Below are 19,167 nucleotides of genomic sequence, written 5' to 3' on the forward strand. Positions count from 1 at the left end.
CCTCAATATCTTAATGCTATAGCACCCCAAGAGAAACCACCACCAAAGGCTACTAGTATTAGAATGTCTCCTCTTTGAATTCTACCTTGCTCTACCGCCTCTGCTAGTGCTATAGGAATAGAAGCTGCAGAAGTATTACCATATTTATCAAGATTTACAAAAACCTTTTCTTCTCTTTTAACGCCTAAATATTCTGCGATTGCATCAACTATCCTCATATTTGCCTGGTGAGGTATAACTAATTTTACATCTTCTTTCCTTATACCTGCTTTTTGAATAACTTTTTCAACGGACTCTGTCATCATCCTAACCGCCATCTTGAATGTTTCTCTTCCATTCATTTTGATAAAGTGAAGTCTATTTTTAACAGTATCTTCGGTTGCTGGTAATTTTGATCCACCTGCTGGCATATAAAGTAGATCAGCACATCCTCCATCACCACCCAGTTCTACAGAGATTACATCTGATTCAGAATCGTCATAAGTATAAACAACTGCACCAGCACCATCACCGAAAAGCACACAGGTATTCCTATCAGTCCAATCAGTTATCTTTGACAAAACTTCAGTTCCAACTACTAAAATGTTTTTATACATTCCAGATTTCAGAAGCGATCCTGCCAATACAGAACCATATACGAAACCAGAACAAGCAGCGTTTATATCAAATCCTGGCTTCTTAACACCGAGTTTCTCAGAAATCAAGTACGCAGTAGCAGGAAAGACCATATCAGGCGTTATAGTAGCACATATTACCAAATCTATATCTTCAGGTGAGATACCTGCTCTTTCAATTGCTACTTTACTCGCTTCAAATGCTAAATCAGATGAAGCGACTTCTCTGTCTGCTATTCTTCTCTCAACTATTCCAGTCCTTGTTCTTATCCATTCATCACTAGTTTCAACCATTTTCTCAAGGTCAAAGTTTGTGAGAACCCTCGTAGGAACATACATTCCTACTCCTCTTATTTTTACTCCCATTTCATCCCCCAAATCAAAAATAACAGTAATATAATTTTGATACAAAATTTTATTTATAGAGTCCCCCAAATTACAATTAGCGAAAGAATACCATAACTTCAATCCTTTGTTGAGTATTTTTTATTTCCTACAGGTTATCTAAAATGCTACATTTTGAAAAAACGACCTCTTACTAATAAAAATTCTATCCAAAATTGTTGGAGAGGTTTATGAAGATAAAAGTGATAGATGGTAAATTATCCGTTCCTGATGATGTTGAAATACCTTATATAGAAGGTGATGGAATTGGCGAGGACATATTCAAAGCGTCCATACCTGTTTGGAACGAAGCAGTAAGAAAGGCTTACAATGGAAGACGAAAGGTAAATTGGATAGAGGTATATGCTGGTGAGAAATCGTATAAAAAGCATGGTGAGTACCTACCAAAAGAGACTCTAGATACTCTCAAAGAGTATATCGTTTCAATCAAAGGTCCCCTGACAACTCCTGTAGGTGGTGGATACAGGTCTATCAATGTTGCCATAAGACAAGAGTTAGATTTGTTTGCGGTAGTTAGACCTGTTAAATATTTTAAAGGTATAGAGACGCCTGTAAAACATCCTGAACGCGTTGATATAGTAATATTCCGAGAAGCAACTGAAGACCTATATGCAGGGATTGAATGGCAAAAGGGATCTAAAGAAGCAAGTATGATTAAAGAATTTTTGAAAAACAATTTCGGGATAAACATAAGAGAGGATACAGGAATAGGTATAAAGGTTATGTCAGAATTTGGAACGAAAAGATTAATGAGAGTAGCACTTGATTACACAATTAAGACTAATATGAACACAATAACTATAATGCACAAAGGTAACATAATGAAATACACCGAAGGTGCTTTCAGAGAGTGGTGTTACGAATTGGCGTTGGGAGAATATAGAGATTATGTAGTTACCGAGGAAGAGTTAAAGAACGGTGCTAGTAGAGATGGGAAGATTCTTATCAACGATGTTATAGCAGACAATATGTTTCAACAGGTTTTAACAAAACCTGAAAATTTTAAGATCATAGTAGCCCCTAACTTGAACGGAGATTACATATCAGATGCTTTGGCAGCACAGGTGGGTGGATTAGGTATGGCTCCAGGTGGGAATATAGGTAATCCTTATGCTGTCTTTGAACCTACCCATGGCTCTGCTCCGAAATACGCAGGACTAGATAAAGTTAATCCTTCCTCACTGATCCTCTCGGGATGTCTAATGTTTGAATATATTGGATGGAAAGAGGTTTCGGATATGATAATAAACGCTATACAGAAAGTTATACAAAATAAGACTGTAACTTACGATCTAGCGAGAGAGATGGAAGGAGCAAAGGAAGTAAAGTGTTCGGAGTTTGCAGAACTAGTAATTAAGAACTTATAGTATTTATTGAAAACTTACAACTTTTTCGTTATTTTTTAATCTAACGGAGGTTCAGAATGAACTTTACTGATCAACAAATAATGAGGTATGCTAGGCACATAATACTTAATGAAATAGGAGTTGAAGGTCAGAAAAAACTATTGAACTCAAAGGTTTTGATAATAGGAGCAGGAGGTTTGGGATCTTCCCTGATTTATTACCTTTCTGCCGCTGGTGTAGGGAAGATAGGAATCGTTGAAAATGATGTAGTTGATATATCTAACCTTCAGAGACAAATAATACACGACACTCTCCATTTAGGTGTCCATAAAGGCGAGTCTGCAAAAGAAAAGGTCAATGCACTGAACCCCGACGTTGATGTTGTGCTTTACAAGACCTTCATTGATAGTAGTAATGCAATTGATATAATAAAAGACTACGATGTAGTAGTAGATGGTAGTGACAACTTCCAGACGAGATTCTTAATAAACGATGCCTGCTATCTACTTAACAAACCACTCGTTCACGGAGCGGTATTGAGATTTGAGGGACAGGTTAGCGTTTTTGTTCCTAGTAATACAACACCTTGCTACAGGTGTATATATGAAGAAGCACCTCCTCCAGGATTTGCTCCAAGTTGTAAGGAAGTAGGTGTTTTAGGAGCTGTTGTTGGAGTAATAGGAACTATACAAGCAACAGAAACTATTAAACTTATAACTGGTGTAGGAGAACCGCTTGTAGGCAAGTTATTAGTCTATGATGCTCTATATAGCGAATTCAACAAATATGTAATTAACAAAAACCCTAACTGTCCTCTATGTGGAGAAAACAAGAAGATTAAGGATCTAAAGACTGTTGATTATTCCTACTCCTGTGCCATATAGTTTTTACCATAGGTCTGACATATCATCAATCTCTCTAAACTTCTCAACGAATAAGTCAGTTTCTGCGGTAAGATAATCAAAGTATATATAGAACGGTCTCCCAGGAACTATATCAGTCATATCACACACAATTTTTATACCTGTCAGACTGAGACCTCTCTCTTCTGATACTTTGTAATTTTCTTGTTCAATAAACTCAGGTATATTTACCTCAAGAAGCTTCCATCCTGAGAAGTTAATCTTACCAATAGTCACTTCTTTTTCTCTACCCAAGTAGTCTCTTACAACAACCCTAAGAGTATGAGTATAATTTCTACCTACCACCCATAATTTGAGTTTTTTAGTTATTCCAGGTATTTTTATCTGCCTTACAGGTCTTATTAATATTTCAGCTGGTCCTCGCTTAAAGAAATTTATTTTTACACCAAAAACTTTGTTATTTTTGTCCTTTATATCAGCCAGTGCTTTAGGGAACCCATCTCTGTTCATAAACGATACTACGCCAAAGTCTCTTGATATCTGAACTTCCCAATCTCCAGGAACTTCAAAATCTTCAACCAAAACAGGTTGTATCATCTGTTTTGCGGTATCTTTTATCTCTGCTTCAGTAGGTTCTCCCAATATCTTAAACCCTTTCAGATATTCTGCACTCTCTTCTGTTTGCTGTGTCTGCTGTTGGTTTTGTTGGTTATTCTGTCCCTGTTGGGAATATCCCCCAACACCGAAGAACAATGAAAAAGCTAATATCAAAATAGTTATCCTTTTCATACACTTACCCTCTCATAAATAATCGGAAAAAAGATAACATTACCAAGCAATTTTACCAAGGTCATCACCGTCAAATCTTTCCATATACACATCAGTCTGTAATTGCAAGTAGTCAAAATAAACATAAAACTTATCTGCTCTTTCAGTAGGCGCTGCAGTAAGTCTTATCTTAGTTAACTTTAGTGGTCTTGAGAAGGGAACATAAGGTTCATATTGAGGAATATAGTTAGGGATGGTAACCAAAAAGTTCTTCCAACCTATGTGTTTTATCGTTCCTGCCTCTATCCTATAGGTGTAGCCTTTGTAGTCTTTAACATATATATCCATAACCCAGTTGTAGTTTCCACCCCAGACCCAGAAGTCAATAGTTTTCGCAACACCAACAAAATCAATAGGTTTGTTAGGAGTAATATCTATCCAGTTAAAGCCTCTTCGTAAAAAAGCAGATTTAACTCCAAAGACATTTGTCTGCTTCGCCATTATTGTCTCCAAAAGTCCTGAGGGATGACCGGGGAAATACTTATAGTCGCAGTAAGTTTTATCAACAACCTCCTCACCTGTTTGAGGGTCTTTTATCCTAGGGGCAAAGTAGGAAAAGTTAGCAGACCACTCTATATCTTTAGATTTGTCATACTCATCACCAAAATCCGATATTAACACTGTCTGTAAGTTAACAGTTTTTCTACCAATCTCGGTAAATCCAAAAGAGAAACCTATATTAGACATCAATAATGTCATTAAAAGTAATATTATGCTCATTTTTGATACTCTCGTCATATACCCCTCCGAGTCTATCAGTAAATTTCGGTTTTACACATCAGCAACTTGAAACACACAAACTATTATAATAGTGAAAAACATCAGATTCAATAAGATAGACTAGAATTTGCTATAAAGATCTTTCATTTTACTCAGAAGGATTTGTTTAATCTTAAATTTTTCAAAACTCAACACTAAATGTTTAAGAATTTTTTGAAATACGCTATTGTTTCTTTAAGCCCCTCCACAAGAGGAACTTTAGGTTCCCAGCCAAGTTTATTTTTTGCTAGCGTTATATCAGGTCTTCTCATCTTTGGATCGTCTTCAGGTAGAGGCTTATACACGATCTTTGATTTTGAACCTGTCATTTTCAAAACCATCTCGGCAAGTTCTATAATTCTAAACTCACCAGGATTTCCAAGATTTACAGGTCCTCTAAAACCTTCTTCAGAATTCATCATTAGAATTATACCATCAATCAAGTCAGATACATAACAGAAGCTTCTAGTTTGACTACCATCACCATAGACGGTTATATCCTCACCTTTGAGTGCCTGAACTACAAAGTTGCTAACTACCCTACCATCATCCTCTCGCATCCTAGGTCCGTAAGTATTAAATATCCTTATTACCTTTATACTAATTCCATACTTTCTCCAGTAGTCAAAACATATAGTCTCACTTGCTCTCTTACCCTCGTCGTAGCAAGCTCTAGGTCCAATAGGATTAACATTTCCTCTATACTCTTCTCTCTGCGGATGCTCAAGAGGGTCTCCATAGACTTCAGAAGTAGATGCCTGCATTATCTTAGCATTATACATCCTAGCAAGTTCTACCATATTCAGAGTTCCAATAACATTCGTTTTCAAAGTGAATATAGGGTCATATTGGTAATGGGGTGGAGAAGCAGGTGAAGCAAAGTTATAAATCTCATCAACTGCTAAACTCAAAGGATTTATTATATCATGTGTTATCACTTCAAACCTAGGGTTATTAAGTAAATGAGATATGTTGCCTTTACGACCAGTGAAGAAATTATCAACACATATAACTTCATTTCCTTCGTTCAACAACCTTTCACACAGGTGGCTTCCGATAAATCCAGCTCCTCCCGTTACTAATATCCTCTTATTCATTTAGTCCTCCTACTCCCTGCTAAAATGTGTAAGGGGTGGTTTCCCTATTGGATAAACATTAAAACCAATTGAGTAGAGGAGTTTATGATCCAATATATTCCTGCCATCAAATACATATGCTGGTTTCCTCATAAGTGAGAAAACTTTTTCGTAGTCCAACTCTTTGAATAATTCCCATTCAGTCATAACTGCGATAGCATCGGCATCCTTAACCGCCTCATACGGGTCATCAAAGTAATTTACCGAACCCTTAACGTTGTGAAGATCATTTTTTGCATTTTCTATCGCTTTTGGGTCGTAAATATTTACAATTGCTTTTTCTTCTAGAAGTCTCTTAGCTACTGTTATAGCAGGACTTTCTCGTGTATCATTCGTATTAGCTTTGAACGCAAAACCAAAGAGTGCTATCCTCTTGTTTGCCAGTGTAAATGACATCTCTCTTATCATATTGATAATAAACCTACTCTTCTGGTGTTCATTTATCTCAACTACTTTAAGCCAATAGTCTGCAACTTCGTCAAGACCATAGGTTTTACAAATATAAACAAGGTTTAGGATATCTTTCTTGAAGCAAGAGCCACCAAAACCGACACTAGCCTTCAAGAACTTACTACCAATCCTACTATCCAAACCAACATTTCTTGAAACTTCTTCAATATCTGCACCAACCTTCTCACACAATTCCGACAGAGCATTTATAGATGATATTCTCTGCGCTAGAAATGCATTTGAGGCTAGTTTTGAAAGTTCAGAACTCCAGATATTTGATGTTATAATCTTCTCCATCGGAACCCAGTTTGCATAAATTGACACCAGTTTGTTTCTTGCTTCTATTCCTTCAGGAGTTTCTTTAGAACCTATCAAAACTCTATCAGGATATAGAAGATCTCTTATAGCACTACCTTCAGCCAAAAACTCAGGATTTGAGATTACCTCAAAGTGATACTTTTTTGAAGTACTTAAAACTTTTTCAATTGCTTCTGCTGCTCTTACTGGGACAGTGCTTTTTTCAACTACAATCTTATCTCCTTCAGCATACTGAAGTATCTGTCTTGAAGAGTTCTCAAGATTGCTAATGTCAGGAGCCATACCCCTACCCTCACCATACTCTTTGGTTGGAGTATTAACACTGACGAATATTATACCAGCTTCCTTTATAGCGGATGGTATATCCGTTGAGAAAAATAGATTTTTACCTCTTACTTCTCTAACAATATCATCTAATCCCGGTTCATAAACCGGTAGATTGTCAGAGTTCCATCTATCTATTCTATCTTTGTTTATATCAACAACTATCACTTTAAGATGTGGACACTTGTATGCAATCACTGCCATAGTTGGTCCACCAACATATCCAGCTCCAATACAAGCAATGACATTTTCATTTACAACCATATTTAACTCCCTAGAATTTGAAAGTTATTCTAAATAAATTAATTTATGCCTCTCAAAAAACCAAAACCTAAAAGAGTGTCCAAAAAACTACTTTATGTATTCAGAGATCAAACATAGAGACTTCGTCAGAATTACGAGTAAATCTACATCGTTTATATGCATTTTGAGCACCCTCATCAATTTTGAAAACGACACACCATTTTATGATAATTACTAGTATGAAGATACTTACATTAACATTAATGCACGTATCGTTCCTATTCATTTTCATTGGAGTTTGCAAAGGATTACCTTTTAACATAGTTGAGACAAACTCAAATTATGTTCAGAGAGTTATTGATGATGCTTATAAGAATATCCTTCTTCCTACCAACCATAATGTTATATCAACTTACATTCAATCGTTCCTGAAAGAAACTTGGAATATAGAGAATGCTTCAACATATTTTAGTATCTCAAACAGAGAACTGTATCTCTTCGTATCCACGCAACAAACAAATTTTTCAATCAAAAGATTACCAGTGCCTCTAATTGAAGGTATTGAAACACTCGTATCCTTTGCTTTCAGAGACTATCTTTCGAAGTTTAGAAAGATTGGAGTTGCTGACTTCGGGGATACAAAGATTTTAGGACTTTGGTATAGTGATAATGCTTATCTTCTGATATATGTTTCCCAAAACACTATCCTAAGAGTTGATTACTGGCTCTCGGAGAAAGGTGAAGATATAATGATATGGTCATACCTATGTGCTTATGACGAAAAGAAGACTGAGAAAAAGTTTTCTTTGAGCGGGATACTACTAAACATACAATCAAAGGAGTTCTACAAGTTTGACTTTGTAGATAGAAAATAGTGTATTTTCCTTAACATCAATGGTAAAATTTCATTTTCTGTCAACTAGGATATTCGTTTGCTGTTCATAGTCTTTAGGAGTTGTTAGGCTATCGTCTTCAGAAGAAGATTTCTTAACCAGACTTAATATCTTTCTTGATACATCATCCGAGACAAAAATCTCTACGGTTGATAGATTTACCTTCTCTCCTTCACCACCGAAAACATTTGTTATCTTATCAAAATTCTTCTCAAACATCTCATTGTAAAAGACAAACACTTCACTAAAATTATTGGATACTTTACTAACTCTTAACCAAAACTCGTTTATCCCTAGAAGGTATGGTATAGGTTGGACGAAAGCAAATGGATAAAATGGTGACATCTGAATTTTTTGTATAATCTCAATAAAATTAGTCATACCAAGTGAGTTTAATCTTAAATTAACATTCTCACTCAAGTTATACAAAAGAACTTCAAGATTATTTCTTTCACCAAAGAGCTTCTTGAACGGTGTTTTTGATAGAGGTCTGAGTGATGCTAAGTTAAGCAACACAGAAGTTCTTATACCTTCTCTGATATTATCAAAATCATACTTCTTTTCGGATAGCAGTTTTTTATATAGTAATACATTTGCTTGTAGTGTCTTCAGGTCTGTACCTCCGACTAGTGAAGGATTGATTGATATTATCTTTGATATCCTCTCCTGTAATCCGTGAGTTAATATTGAATACACAAGAAGATCAAAGCCATCACCCCAAGTTATTGCAACCAATCTCTTGGAAGGAATAATACTTATTGCTTTTGATAGGGAAAGACTGATAGCATCAGCAGATAACTCAAGTATTGATTCATAATAAACTTCATACTTGTAGAACGGGAACCCGTATACCTCACTGTAAAACACCCATACATCAATGTTGAACTCTCTCAATCTATCAATCATCGGTAGAAACCACGAAACACCAACGGATAATGAAGGTATTACAACAACAGACATCTCTGGGTAATCAACAGGAAAATGATATAACTTTGCCGAAGAACCTTTAACCACACTGCTTATTCGGTAGAATTTGTAGTCAAGATTTGATACATCGTATAGACTATCCAGTATTTCTCTGAACTGACCTAGAGTAGTGTGGTTGAATACTATGTATCTAGGCAGTCTGTAAGTCTTTCTTAAATCTCTAATTGGTTGATCCTCAACGATAAATGACAATTTGTAAGTCTTTGAAGCAACAGTGTATGACTTGGTGTCCGCAACACCAAATGGATAAGCCAAAGCAAAAACCTCGGTGCCTAATTTTTTCTGTATATACTCCTTTGACATTACAACCTCTCTGTATAATACACTGTTGGATAGACCTTTCAAGAAGATATGTGAATAGCCATGAGATCCTATTATAAACCCATTCTCTGATAGTTCCTTTAATTCATTCCAAGAAAAGAAGCCTCTACCACCTATAACTGATGGATAAATAAAGAAGGTCGTTTTTATGCCTTCCTTCTTGAAGAAATTAATTACACTCCTTGGTAATCTCCATCCATCATCAAATGTGAATGAAACAGAGTAGTTTGTAAAGCTGTATGAGTTTGTGAAGTAATCTATACCTACTATATCTATTCCAAAACTTCTAATTTGCCTAATCTGTTCTTCTAACATCTCTGGTAGGATGGAATATATGTCATCAATTGAATAACCTACCTTATGATAGCACAATACAACACTTTTAGCGTATAAGTAGTTATGACAATATAGACAAAGGATCAAAACAATGAGTAATACCAATCGTGACATATATAAACCTTATGAGATATTATAATATTACAATAGTCGGTTTAAAGTTTGGATGATTTAAGATGAAACAGACTCTGTTGGTCAATAAACCAAGAAGAAAATAAATACAGAAGCAAAAATTCTCGTTCAAGTAAGCCGAATAGTTGAAAGTGAAGCTAGAATCTTGATACCAAAAAGAACTGATATTATTAAAAATTTTCCCTTTTTAGGGTGAATATATTGAAACATTATCCATTCATAAGGAAAAAACGAACCTTGGTTCTTTACAATCAAAAAAGTTTTGTCAAAATTCTAGACTTTTTATTAGAATATTAAGGTAGTGTGAAGAGTTAGTTATAACTTTTCCGATATTTAGATATAGGAGATATCTATGAGACTATTCCTTTCAGTGTTCATAATATTATTGATATTTTTCAGTGTCACCTACGGGAACAAACTAACTATCGTAACAACCGATGGCTCAGTTATAAACGTTCCAATGCTACCGCAATACACTAACATAGTTGTAAGAGTTAGAACAGACTACGGAGAATTAAATATGAATATAACATCCATCCAGAAGATACTCCTCGTTACTAACAATATTCATAGCATTCATACCCTCAAAGGAGAGATGCTCCAGGGAACGATAACATCACCTAACATAGTTTTACCTACAAGATACGGCAATCTTACTATACCACCTAGTGAGATAGGGAAGCTTATGGTAATAATGACCAATATCAGTTTTTCAAGGTGAATGATTTCTAAATTTGAAAAGGCGTAAACTAAAAAGGGGGCTTGCACCCCCTTATAGACTAGTATTCAAAATCTCCGCCCATTCCGGGTTGAGGAGTTTCTTTCTTCTTTTCTGGTTTTTCTGAAACTAGTGTTTCAGTTGTTAGGATTAGAGCAGCAACACTTATCGCATTCTGTATAGCACTTCTTACAACCTTTGCTGGATCAATAACACCTTCTTTTGCAAGGTCATCAACCCACTTATCAGTTAGTGCGTTATACCCATAACCAAACTTGTTGTTCTTAACTCTCTCAACTGCTACTGCTCCATCAATACCAGCATTCTCACATATCTGATAGAGAGGTGCTTCTAACGCTTTCTTAACAATCTCTATACCAACTTTCTCTTCAGGGAATTCAATCTTTATGTCGTCTAGTTTAGAAGCGAGATATAGGTATGTAACACCTCCACCAGGAACTATTCCTTCCTCAACTGCTGCTTTGGTTGCGTGTAGAGCATCTTCTATTCTTGCCTTTCTCTCCTTTACTTCTACTTCAGTAGCGCCACCAACCTTTATAACTGCAACACCACCTGATAGTTTAGCAAGCCTCTCTTGCAATTTCTCTCTATCATAATCAGATGTAGTTTCTTGAATTTGCTTCTTTATCTGTGCTATCCTTGCCTGAATATCTTTCTGGCTACCAGCACCATTTATAATGGTAGTATTTTCCTTATCAACCTTAACTTTCTCTGCTCTTCCGAGCATATCTATACTAGCATTCTCTAGTTTCATACCTTTCTCTTCAGAAATTACTTGACCACCTGTGAGTATCGCAATATCCTCAAGCATTGCTTTTCTTCTCTCACCGAAAGCAGGAGCCTTGACTGCTACACTCAAAAGCCCTCCTCTTAGCTTATTGTATATCAAAGTAGCAAGTGCTTCACCTTCAACATCTTCTGCAATTATGAGTAAAGGTTTACCTGATTGAGCAACTCTCTCAAGAAGAGGAACAATCTCCCTAACAGAAGACAATTTCTTATCATAGATTAGTATAAATGGGTTGTCAAGTTCAGCGGTCATCGTCTCTGCGTTGGTAACCATATATGGTGAAATGTATCCTCTATCAAATTGCATTCCTTCAACGACTTCAAGTGTTGTTTCAAGAGATTTTCCCTCTTCAACAGTTATAACACCATCTTTACCAACCTTTTCCATTGCCTGTGCCAGAAGATCACCAATCTTTGTGTCATTGTTAGCAGATATCGTAGCGACGTTCTTTATATCATCGCTTGATTGAACTTGTTTGGCAATCTTCTTTATCTCTTCTGATATTTTCGCAGAGGCTTTGTCAATACCTCTCTTTATCATCATCGGGTTAGTTCCAGCAGTAACATTCTTGATACCTTCCTTGACTATGGAGTATGTTAGCAATGTCGCGGTTGTAGTTCCATCACCAGCAACATCGTTAGTCTTGGTAGCAACTTCTTTGACAAGTTGAGCAGCCATGTTTTCATAAGGTTCTTCAAGTTCAATCTCTTTAGCAATAGTAACACCGTCATTACTCACAAGAGGTGCACCAAACTTCCTTTCAAGGATCACATTTCTACCTCTTGGACCTAAAGTCACTTTGACGGTGTTAGCAAGCTTTTCAATACCTCTAAGTAGAGACTGTCTTGCTGTCTCTCCAAATGAGATTATCTTCGCCATATTACACCCCCTGACTCACAAAATTCGTATAAAAATATAATAAAAAATCCTAAATTCGTCAAAACAATGTCTGTATAATTTAGAATTTGAGATATGCCTAGAGTAGAAGGATTTATATTTGACCTTGATGGAACATTACTTGACACACTTGACGATATAGTTGATGCTGGGAACTCAGTGCTATCCCAACTAGGAATTACACCAGTAGATAAAGAACATTATAGGGAATTTATAGGAGATGGTGTGAATGAACTATTTAGAAAATTACTAGAATACAGAAAAGCTCTCTCGGAAGAAAAACTCCAAATATGTGTATCCTTAATGAAAGAAGCATACTCAAAAAACTATTTAAACAAGACAAGGCCCTACGACGGTATATATGAAATGTTAGATTATTTGTACAGAAATAACTACAAATTATCAATTCTATCAAACAAACAACACTTTTTTACGAATGAGTTGGTAAAACATTTCTTCAGTAATTTCAAATTCGTTGTGGTAAGAGGTATAGAAAGTTCTGAAGACAGAAAGCCAAACCCAAGGTTAGCCATTGAGATAGCAAACACTATGGGAATACCTCCTCAAAAAATAATGTTCGTAGGCGACAGTATAAACGATATCATCACAGCTAGAAACTGTGAAATGATACCTGTTGGCGTATCTTGGGGGTTCAAGAACTACGAAGAGATTTTATCATATAAACCTAGTTACATACTAAACAATCCAATGGATATTAGAAGGATATTAGAAGAATATTAGACAATATAGCCAATAAATAGTATCATATCATTTACATCAGGGTGTCGGTATGGTGTTCCTATTAATTGTATCTCATTCTTACGAGAATGCTTTAGTAGAAGATGAAAAGTTTTTTCAGCATATTTTTATCATATAAACATTCTAGTTTCTTTCATATACTGTATGTATTCATCACCGAATTCCTTTATCAGGGCTTTCTCTTCAACCATCGCTCTGTATATGAAAGCTATTGTTGGGAACAGAACTATAAAGATTGACGATGGTATGTGTTGAAATACTATACCTACTCCTATAAATGCTATTATCTCTCCTGTATAACTTGGATGTCTTATCCACTTGTAGAGCCCCTTCTTAACTATCTTTCTCTCATTGGAAACCCCTATGTCTGGAGTAAAATGCTTACCAAGTGTTATAATTGCTGAAAGCCTGACTAAAACACCAGTCATTATTACAAATGTTCCTATAAGTTGAAATAATCCGAATTCTCTACTCCTCCAGGTTGCTCTAAAATCTTCTGGAGCTATCGCTAGGATAACCCCTGTCAGGATAAGAAATATAACCACTAACCTACTCTTCCTGTCTAAAACCTTTGAGTAAAAATTCTTTTTCACAAATAGCACATAAATATCCAAAACCCACCAAAGCACAACAAATAACCAGAATAATATTCTACCTATGGTAAGAATACCATCCATAAAGACCTCTCAACAATCAACAAAATTAAATAAAATTAGTATAATCCTGTATAAATTTCAAATTTTCTTTCTAGTTTTCAGTAAATTCCAATTTCTAATAGGCGAGTAGTCAATATTCCTGACTTTAATTACGCACCAACTTTAGTTCTGTGCATAGAAATAAGACTACACCTAATTATGCCTACACCTGATTCCGAATTTTGGAGTTTGTCATTTAGATCTATTCTCAAAGTAAATTTTAATATCTTCAGTTTCATAATCTCTGGAATGTGCACATAAAAACATCAAAAGTCTCAAGTCCATACCCTGACTTTGAAATAGATTCTAGAATTTTTTTAAAATTTAAATCAAGATGGAGGTTGTAAATGAAAATTAAGATACTATCAAAGGATCTAGAAAAACTTTTGAAACCGGTCGTTAAAGCATCATCCTCAAACAAGACATTACAGATACTTAATCATATATACTTTGAAGCAAAAGGTGATGAAATAACCATAGTTGGTGCTAATCCTGAATATACAGTAAAAATCGCAGAAAAAGGAGATATTGACGCAAATGGAAGTTTTCTTATACTTGGCGATAAGTTCTTACAGATAATAAAGTCTCTATCAGATATGGAAATTATAATAACTAGTGAAGATAGTTCTATATCAATAAGAGCAGGTGATAGTATCAATTTTTCGCTTCAAACCTTTCCAATTGAAGAGTATCCTAAACAGATACTTGATGTGATTGAAACTACTTACAACTTTGATGTCTCTCAAGGCGATATTAAGAAAGCGATAAAGAAACTTATAAAATTCTGTTCTTCTGACGCTTCAATTCAGGCTATCTTTACAGGTTTCTTGTTTGACTTGAGAGAAAGTGGAGATCTTACACTCGTTACAACGGATACCAAAAGAATGGGTGTTTATAGGTCATCCTACAAGGCAGAGAAAGATACCAAAAATATAAAGTTTGTAGTTCCAAAACAGACACTAGAAATTCTCTATGATGCTCTACTAGACGAAGGACCTTTGAATGTTGGAATAAACTATGATGATGACGGTAACGTCAAGAATGTCGTTTTTAAAGTTCCTTCAATGACAATCTCTTCTTCAGTCATATCTGGAAATTTTCCAAACTACGAGATGGTTATACCTTCAATGCTTAATAACTACGCAATCATAAACCGCAAATCGCTTGAAGAAGCAATAAAGAGAGTTTCCATAATATCAGACAAGGAAACAAATAGAGTTATATTTAGTTTTAATAGAGACAATCTAAAGATAGAGGTTCAGAATAACATACTAGGCTATGCTCATGAGTTTGTTCCTTGTAGGTATCTTGGTAACCCCGAAAGCGTTCATTTCAACTACGAGTTTATACTTGAATATCTATCCGTTTTAGACGCTGAAGAGTTCTACTGGGGATTTAACCATTACGACTCAGGGAATAAGATGTGGTCGGACGATGAAAAAGATTTTATATATGTCTGTATGCCATTGAGGAGGACTTGATGCCAGGCGTTGAAGCAGCATCTTTGAGGAGAAACAATATCGTTTTTATTGATGGTAAGTATTACCTCGTAATTGACAACCAACATATAAAACTGGGAAGAGGTGGTGCAAACTCAAGACTCAAACTAAAATCAATTGAGACAGGAAATATTATTGAGAAAACCTTCGGTTCAGATACTCTTATAGAGAAACCAGATGTTGAAATAAAGGAAATGAGTGTTGTTTATATTGATCAGGACAATATAAGTGTGATGGATAACGACACATACGAACAGTATGAGATAACAAAACAGGCTTTAGGTGATACACTATTATACGTCAAGGAAGGAGTTAATGTTACTGGATATATTAACAACGGTAGAATAATAACTATACTTCCTCCAGACTTTATAGAACTTGAGGTAGTGGATACAGATCCAGGACTGAGGGGGGACACAGTAAGTGGCGGGTCAAAACCTGCTAAACTTGAGACAGGTCTAGTGATCCAGGTTCCCTTATTCGTTCAGATAGGTGACAAGGTAAAGGTTGATACAAGAGATAATAGGTATGTAGAGAGAGTTAAATGATATTCAGAAAAGTAGTTTTACTCATAGCAGGAAGGTATATTAACTTCTCTGGTAGAGATGTGATATCAAAAATCTCGCTAGTTGCTTTTCTTTCTATCATTGTTGGGGTAGCAACCTCTGTTGTCGTTCTTTCAATCACTAACGGTTTCAGGGAAGATTTAAAGGAGAAGATGATCGGCAAGGAATCTCATATATCGGTCGTGGGAAGAGGACTTGGTATAAAGGACTACGAATTCTTTATCAATGACATAAAAACAAACTTCTCTTGGGTCAGGGAAGCAGAACCATATTACCAGGGTCAGGGACTTTTGAGGCGCTGGGGTGATAACATTCAAGGAACTCTGATAATGGGAATTACTACAAATTCAATAGATAGATACAGAAAGCATTTTAAACTACTAAAAGGTAGCTATAACCTAAAAAGAGGTGAGATACTCCTTGCTGAAACACTCGCTTATAACTTGAGGGCATACATAGGTGCGGAGATTGAGGTTATAGTTAAACCACCTATTGAAGGACAACTACCTAGGATAAGGACTTTCGTTGTCAAAGGAATATTTTCAACGGGGTACGGAGAGTATGATAGTATTCTTTCAGTTGTTTTGCTTGAAGATGCTCAGTCTATCTTTCAAGTTGGCAGACTTGCTTACGGCATAAGTGTGATGGTTGATGATGTTGAAAAGGTCAAACAATACAAGTACCAGATACTCAACAAGTATTCAGGTGGGTTTATTGTTCTAACTTGGCAAGAATTGAATAGAAATCTCTTTGAAGCGATGTATAACCAGAAAACTGTAATGATGTTAGTTCTTTTTCTGTTCTTTATTGTTGTATCCTTTGGTATAATTGGCACTATGATGTCGCTCACACTTGACAAGAAATCCGAGATTGCTATCCTTAAGGCAATAGGAATGCGAAATGTTGATATTCTAAACATATTCGTAATATCTGGTGGATTACTTGGGATGGTCGGTAGTATGTTTGGACTTATCGTAGGCGTTCTGATTTCAATAAATCTTGAAGAGATTACACTAGGTATTGAAGACTTTATAAACTATGTCATCTTCAATCTATCCTACCCAGTCGCTAAGCTAATAACTCCTAACATAATGTATCCAGAGAAGTTTGAATTCTTTAAGAGTAATGTATATTACATAAAATCGTTTCCATCAAAGGTTGAGTTCTGGGACTTGTTTTTCATATCTGTGTTCGCTACTACTGTATCAATATTATCTGGTCTCGTTCCAGCATTGAGAGCATCCAAACTCAAACCATCAGAGATACTTAGAAACGAATAAATTTGAAAAAAACATTTGTCTTGAAAAACAATTAACTGAAAATGCTTATAGGAACTATCAGGCTACATTTGTATCTTGATACAAAAACACTAAAAGAAAAAAGAAGGATAATATCAAGTTTGAAAGAAAAGACAAGGAATAAGTTCAATGCATCTATAGCAGAGGTTGACTACAACGATGATCACAGTAATGCAGTTATAGGAATAGCGGTTGTTTCCAACGATGGCAACTATCTGAATTCGGTCTTATACTCAATACTTGACTTTATAAACAAAGAATTTCCAACTATTGTAGGTGACTACCAAGTTGAGATAATATGATATATCTTCTATTTCTTTTCATATCTATACTCGTTGGAGCCGGGCTTGGTGTGTTCCTATCAACATACTACTATCCTCAAATGCCATCACTGGAGGTCCTGAAGAATTTCTATACCGTTCTACCTTTCTTTCTAGTTCCAATCATCCTAGGTCTTGTGTTCAGATTGAGAGCAATACTTATAATGACGTTGATTGTTCTCATAGGTTTCTTGTCATTTTGCTATTCAACAATAGTTTCAAAAAACAGGTTAGATACTATCCTGACAACACCTTCACAAAACTTTATAGTCGGCACTGTGTCAGTGAGTTTTCTAAACAAGATATTCATAAATGTATCAAACTACACAGTGGTTGTTTATCTAAGAGATTTTGATTATGAATATACTTCATTGGGATCACAGGTTCTGATATCAGGTAGGGCAAAGCATACCTACTCTTACCTAACGAATAAGAATATGTATGGATATTTCCTATATCTCTTTAAAAACAACATACCCTTCGTAGTTTATTCAAAAGATGATACCGTAGGTGAAGTTATAATCCCCGATTCTGTTTTTTTGAACTCTGTCAATACCATAAGGCAGGACATATACAATAAGTTTTCCGAATACTTACCACACACTAGTTTTCTATCTTCATCTCTTATAATGGGGGAGTCTTCTGAAATATCAAAAGAATTTATGGAGAGTATAAGACTTTCAGGTGTCTCACATATATTCTCCGTATCAGGATTCCATGTTAGTATAATTGTAATTGCTTTTGTCATATTCTTAAGCCTGATGAGGATACCTAAATTTGTTCAGTTCATTGTAATCTCTATCTTTCTTGCTGGTTATAGTCTTATAGTTGGTCTTAAACCCCCTGTTGTTAGAGCATCAGTACTAGCATCAATAATACTTCTTGTAAGATCATTTAGTCTAAAACCAAACTATCTCAACATAACTCTAATAGTAGGCGTCATTATGCTAATGATTGACCCACTGCTATCTGTTGATGTTGGATTCATTCTATCTTTTCTCGCTATCATAAGCATAATATTATTCACAAAATATGTTGATGATGTGTTTATATTCTACCTTAACAAACTAAACATTGAACCAAGCAAACAAGTTAAGAATATAATAAGTCTATTTTCAGTCTCACTAACTGCTGTAATATTCACTCTACCGGTTGTAATTATGTGGTTCGGTGAATCACCACTTATGGGAATATTTTCATCCATTGTGTTAGTTCCTCTATCTTCATTAAATATCATATATGGTGTCGTAGCGTATCTAGTATCTTTATTATCATCTACATTAGGTGAGATAATGTTTAGAGGATTAAATCTAATCAATTTAATATTCATCATTATAACCCAAATGTTTGCTAGTGTTGATTTGTCAGTTAGTTTAAGATTGGGATCCCCTTTCACAATAGGATTATTGATACTTGCTTATTATGCAATAGTTGTGTTTTTATACCTGTTCATAGCAAATCCCAGATTACTACTTTCTTTTATCAAAAGAGTTTTTAGGACAAACTATTTTGACACTTCTAGTGTTCAAAAACTATCTCCATAGTTGAATACAGAGTATCACTAGAATAAAAGATTACATTGTAATCACCTAACAAAGAGTGTCAAGTTGTCTTGAAGACAGACGCTTTCATACTTCATTCATCATCAA

At 35.4% G+C, this 19,167-nt stretch carries 18 protein-coding genes; 10 read left to right on the forward strand and 8 right to left on the reverse strand.

Annotated elements, in window-relative coordinates:
* Nucleotides 1-2: 2 nt before the first annotated feature.
* Nucleotides 3-980, reverse strand: coding sequence for a ketoacyl-ACP synthase III (locus NZ579_00160; GenBank protein MCS7298363.1), 978 nt, complete (start codon nt 978-980; stop codon nt 3-5).
* A gap of 209 nt (nt 981-1,189) precedes the next feature.
* Here NZ579_00160 and icd point away from each other — a divergent pair, with 209 nt between their 5' ends.
* The gene (gene icd, locus NZ579_00165) at nt 1,190-2,386 is read left to right on the forward strand and encodes an isocitrate dehydrogenase (NADP(+)) (protein MCS7298364.1); all 1,197 of its coding nucleotides are present in this window, start codon (nt 1,190-1,192) and stop codon (nt 2,384-2,386) included.
* Between the two features lie 56 nt (nt 2,387-2,442).
* On the forward strand, nt 2,443-3,249 hold the full coding sequence (gene moeB, locus NZ579_00170; protein MCS7298365.1) for a molybdopterin-synthase adenylyltransferase MoeB: 807 nt from the start codon (nt 2,443-2,445) through the stop codon (nt 3,247-3,249).
* Nucleotides 3,250-3,252: 3 nt separating this feature from the next.
* Here the strand turns inward: moeB and NZ579_00175 are convergent, their stop codons facing one another.
* The 4 genes from NZ579_00175 to NZ579_00190 all read right to left on the reverse strand — a co-directional run bounded on the left by NZ579_00175 (nt 3,253) and on the right by NZ579_00190 (nt 7,307).
* Nucleotides 3,253-4,017: a flagellar filament outer layer protein FlaA gene (locus NZ579_00175; protein MCS7298366.1), complete on the reverse strand. Its 765-nt coding sequence runs from the start codon at nt 4,015-4,017 to the stop codon at nt 3,253-3,255.
* A gap of 39 nt (nt 4,018-4,056) precedes the next feature.
* The gene (locus NZ579_00180) at nt 4,057-4,794 is read right to left on the reverse strand and encodes a flagellar filament outer layer protein FlaA (protein ID MCS7298367.1); all 738 of its coding nucleotides are present in this window, start codon (nt 4,792-4,794) and stop codon (nt 4,057-4,059) included.
* A 176-nt stretch (nt 4,795-4,970) separates the two neighbouring features.
* Nucleotides 4,971-5,912: an SDR family oxidoreductase gene (locus tag NZ579_00185; protein MCS7298368.1), complete on the reverse strand. Its 942-nt coding sequence runs from the start codon at nt 5,910-5,912 to the stop codon at nt 4,971-4,973.
* A gap of 9 nt (nt 5,913-5,921) precedes the next feature.
* Nucleotides 5,922-7,307: a nucleotide sugar dehydrogenase gene (locus NZ579_00190; GenBank protein MCS7298369.1), complete on the reverse strand. Its 1,386-nt coding sequence runs from the start codon at nt 7,305-7,307 to the stop codon at nt 5,922-5,924.
* Nucleotides 7,308-7,525: 218 nt separating this feature from the next.
* Here NZ579_00190 and NZ579_00195 point away from each other — a divergent pair, with 218 nt between their 5' ends.
* Nucleotides 7,526-8,161: a hypothetical protein gene (locus NZ579_00195; protein MCS7298370.1), complete on the forward strand. Its 636-nt coding sequence runs from the start codon at nt 7,526-7,528 to the stop codon at nt 8,159-8,161.
* A gap of 30 nt (nt 8,162-8,191) precedes the next feature.
* Here the strand turns inward: NZ579_00195 and NZ579_00200 are convergent, their stop codons facing one another.
* Nucleotides 8,192-9,937 carry a polysaccharide deacetylase family protein gene (locus tag NZ579_00200; GenBank protein MCS7298371.1) on the reverse strand — a complete coding sequence of 582 codons (1,746 nt, stop codon included), beginning with the start codon at nt 9,935-9,937 and terminating at the stop codon, nt 8,192-8,194.
* A gap of 370 nt (nt 9,938-10,307) precedes the next feature.
* Here NZ579_00200 and NZ579_00205 point away from each other — a divergent pair, with 370 nt between their 5' ends.
* A complete protein-coding gene (locus tag NZ579_00205) occupies nt 10,308-10,676 on the forward strand; it encodes a hypothetical protein (GenBank protein ID MCS7298372.1) in 369 nt (122 codons plus the stop codon).
* A 58-nt stretch (nt 10,677-10,734) separates the two neighbouring features.
* Here NZ579_00205 and groL read toward each other — a convergent pair whose 3' ends face one another.
* The gene (gene groL, locus NZ579_00210) at nt 10,735-12,363 is read right to left on the reverse strand and encodes a chaperonin GroEL (GenBank protein ID MCS7298373.1); all 1,629 of its coding nucleotides are present in this window, start codon (nt 12,361-12,363) and stop codon (nt 10,735-10,737) included.
* 93 nt (nt 12,364-12,456) lie between these two features.
* On the opposite strand from groL, the gene NZ579_00215 reads away from it, so the two are divergent.
* Nucleotides 12,457-13,122: an HAD family hydrolase gene (locus NZ579_00215; protein MCS7298374.1), complete on the forward strand. Its 666-nt coding sequence runs from the start codon at nt 12,457-12,459 to the stop codon at nt 13,120-13,122.
* 128 nt (nt 13,123-13,250) lie between these two features.
* Here the strand turns inward: NZ579_00215 and NZ579_00220 are convergent, their stop codons facing one another.
* A complete protein-coding gene (locus NZ579_00220; GenBank protein MCS7298375.1) occupies nt 13,251-13,817 on the reverse strand; it encodes an isoprenylcysteine carboxylmethyltransferase family protein in 567 nt (188 codons plus the stop codon).
* Nucleotides 13,818-14,182: 365 nt separating this feature from the next.
* Between NZ579_00220 and dnaN the strand changes: the two genes are divergently transcribed.
* The 5 genes from dnaN to NZ579_00245 are packed head-to-tail and all read left to right on the forward strand — an operon-like array spanning nt 14,183 to nt 19,062.
* The gene (dnaN, locus tag NZ579_00225; protein MCS7298376.1) at nt 14,183-15,316 is read left to right on the forward strand and encodes a DNA polymerase III subunit beta; all 1,134 of its coding nucleotides are present in this window, start codon (nt 14,183-14,185) and stop codon (nt 15,314-15,316) included.
* Nucleotides 15,316-15,882, forward strand: a complete 567-nt coding sequence (gene efp, locus NZ579_00230) for an elongation factor P (GenBank protein ID MCS7298377.1) — start codon at nt 15,316-15,318, stop codon at nt 15,880-15,882. The genes dnaN and efp overlap by 1 nt, the downstream gene beginning before the upstream one ends.
* On the forward strand, nt 15,879-17,180 hold the full coding sequence (locus NZ579_00235) for an ABC transporter permease (GenBank protein MCS7298378.1): 1,302 nt from the start codon (nt 15,879-15,881) through the stop codon (nt 17,178-17,180). The genes efp and NZ579_00235 overlap by 4 nt, the downstream gene beginning before the upstream one ends.
* Nucleotides 17,181-17,221: 41 nt before the next feature.
* Nucleotides 17,222-17,500, forward strand: a complete 279-nt coding sequence (locus tag NZ579_00240) for a DUF503 domain-containing protein (GenBank protein MCS7298379.1) — start codon at nt 17,222-17,224, stop codon at nt 17,498-17,500.
* Complete coding sequence (locus NZ579_00245; GenBank protein ID MCS7298380.1) at nt 17,497-19,062, forward strand: ComEC/Rec2 family competence protein; 1,566 nt, start codon at nt 17,497-17,499, stop codon at nt 19,060-19,062. Before NZ579_00240 ends, NZ579_00245 begins: the two co-directional genes overlap by 4 nt.
* Nucleotides 19,063-19,167: the final 105 nt, after the last annotated feature.

This window comes from Spirochaetota bacterium (genome assembly GCA_025061835.1).
Lineage (GTDB): Bacteria > Spirochaetota > Brevinematia > DTOW01 > DTOW01 > SKYB106.

Bases quoted from the DNA above. Each gene is read 5' to 3' on its own strand.
- NZ579_00160 (MCS7298363.1), bottom strand. From the start codon at position 980: ATGGGAGTAAAAATAAGAGGAGTAGGAATGTATGTTCCTACGAGGGTT.
- icd (MCS7298364.1), top strand. From the start codon at position 1,190: ATGAAGATAAAAGTGATAGATGGTAAATTATCCGTTCCTGATGATGTT.
- moeB (MCS7298365.1), top strand. From the start codon at position 2,443: ATGAACTTTACTGATCAACAAATAATGAGGTATGCTAGGCACATAATA.
- NZ579_00175 (MCS7298366.1), bottom strand. From the start codon at position 4,017: ATGAAAAGGATAACTATTTTGATATTAGCTTTTTCATTGTTCTTCGGT.
- NZ579_00180 (MCS7298367.1), bottom strand. From the start codon at position 4,794: ATGACGAGAGTATCAAAAATGAGCATAATATTACTTTTAATGACATTA.
- NZ579_00185 (MCS7298368.1), bottom strand. From the start codon at position 5,912: ATGAATAAGAGGATATTAGTAACGGGAGGAGCTGGATTTATCGGAAGC.
- NZ579_00190 (MCS7298369.1), bottom strand. From the start codon at position 7,307: ATGGTTGTAAATGAAAATGTCATTGCTTGTATTGGAGCTGGATATGTT.
- NZ579_00195 (MCS7298370.1), top strand. From the start codon at position 7,526: ATGAAGATACTTACATTAACATTAATGCACGTATCGTTCCTATTCATT.
- NZ579_00200 (MCS7298371.1), bottom strand. From the start codon at position 9,937: ATGTCACGATTGGTATTACTCATTGTTTTGATCCTTTGTCTATATTGT.
- NZ579_00205 (MCS7298372.1), top strand. From the start codon at position 10,308: ATGAGACTATTCCTTTCAGTGTTCATAATATTATTGATATTTTTCAGT.
- groL (MCS7298373.1), bottom strand. From the start codon at position 12,363: ATGGCGAAGATAATCTCATTTGGAGAGACAGCAAGACAGTCTCTACTT.
- NZ579_00215 (MCS7298374.1), top strand. From the start codon at position 12,457: ATGCCTAGAGTAGAAGGATTTATATTTGACCTTGATGGAACATTACTT.
- NZ579_00220 (MCS7298375.1), bottom strand. From the start codon at position 13,817: ATGGATGGTATTCTTACCATAGGTAGAATATTATTCTGGTTATTTGTT.
- dnaN (MCS7298376.1), top strand. From the start codon at position 14,183: ATGAAAATTAAGATACTATCAAAGGATCTAGAAAAACTTTTGAAACCG.
- efp (MCS7298377.1), top strand. From the start codon at position 15,316: ATGCCAGGCGTTGAAGCAGCATCTTTGAGGAGAAACAATATCGTTTTT.
- NZ579_00235 (MCS7298378.1), top strand. From the start codon at position 15,879: ATGATATTCAGAAAAGTAGTTTTACTCATAGCAGGAAGGTATATTAAC.
- NZ579_00240 (MCS7298379.1), top strand. From the start codon at position 17,222: ATGCTTATAGGAACTATCAGGCTACATTTGTATCTTGATACAAAAACA.
- NZ579_00245 (MCS7298380.1), top strand. From the start codon at position 17,497: ATGATATATCTTCTATTTCTTTTCATATCTATACTCGTTGGAGCCGGG.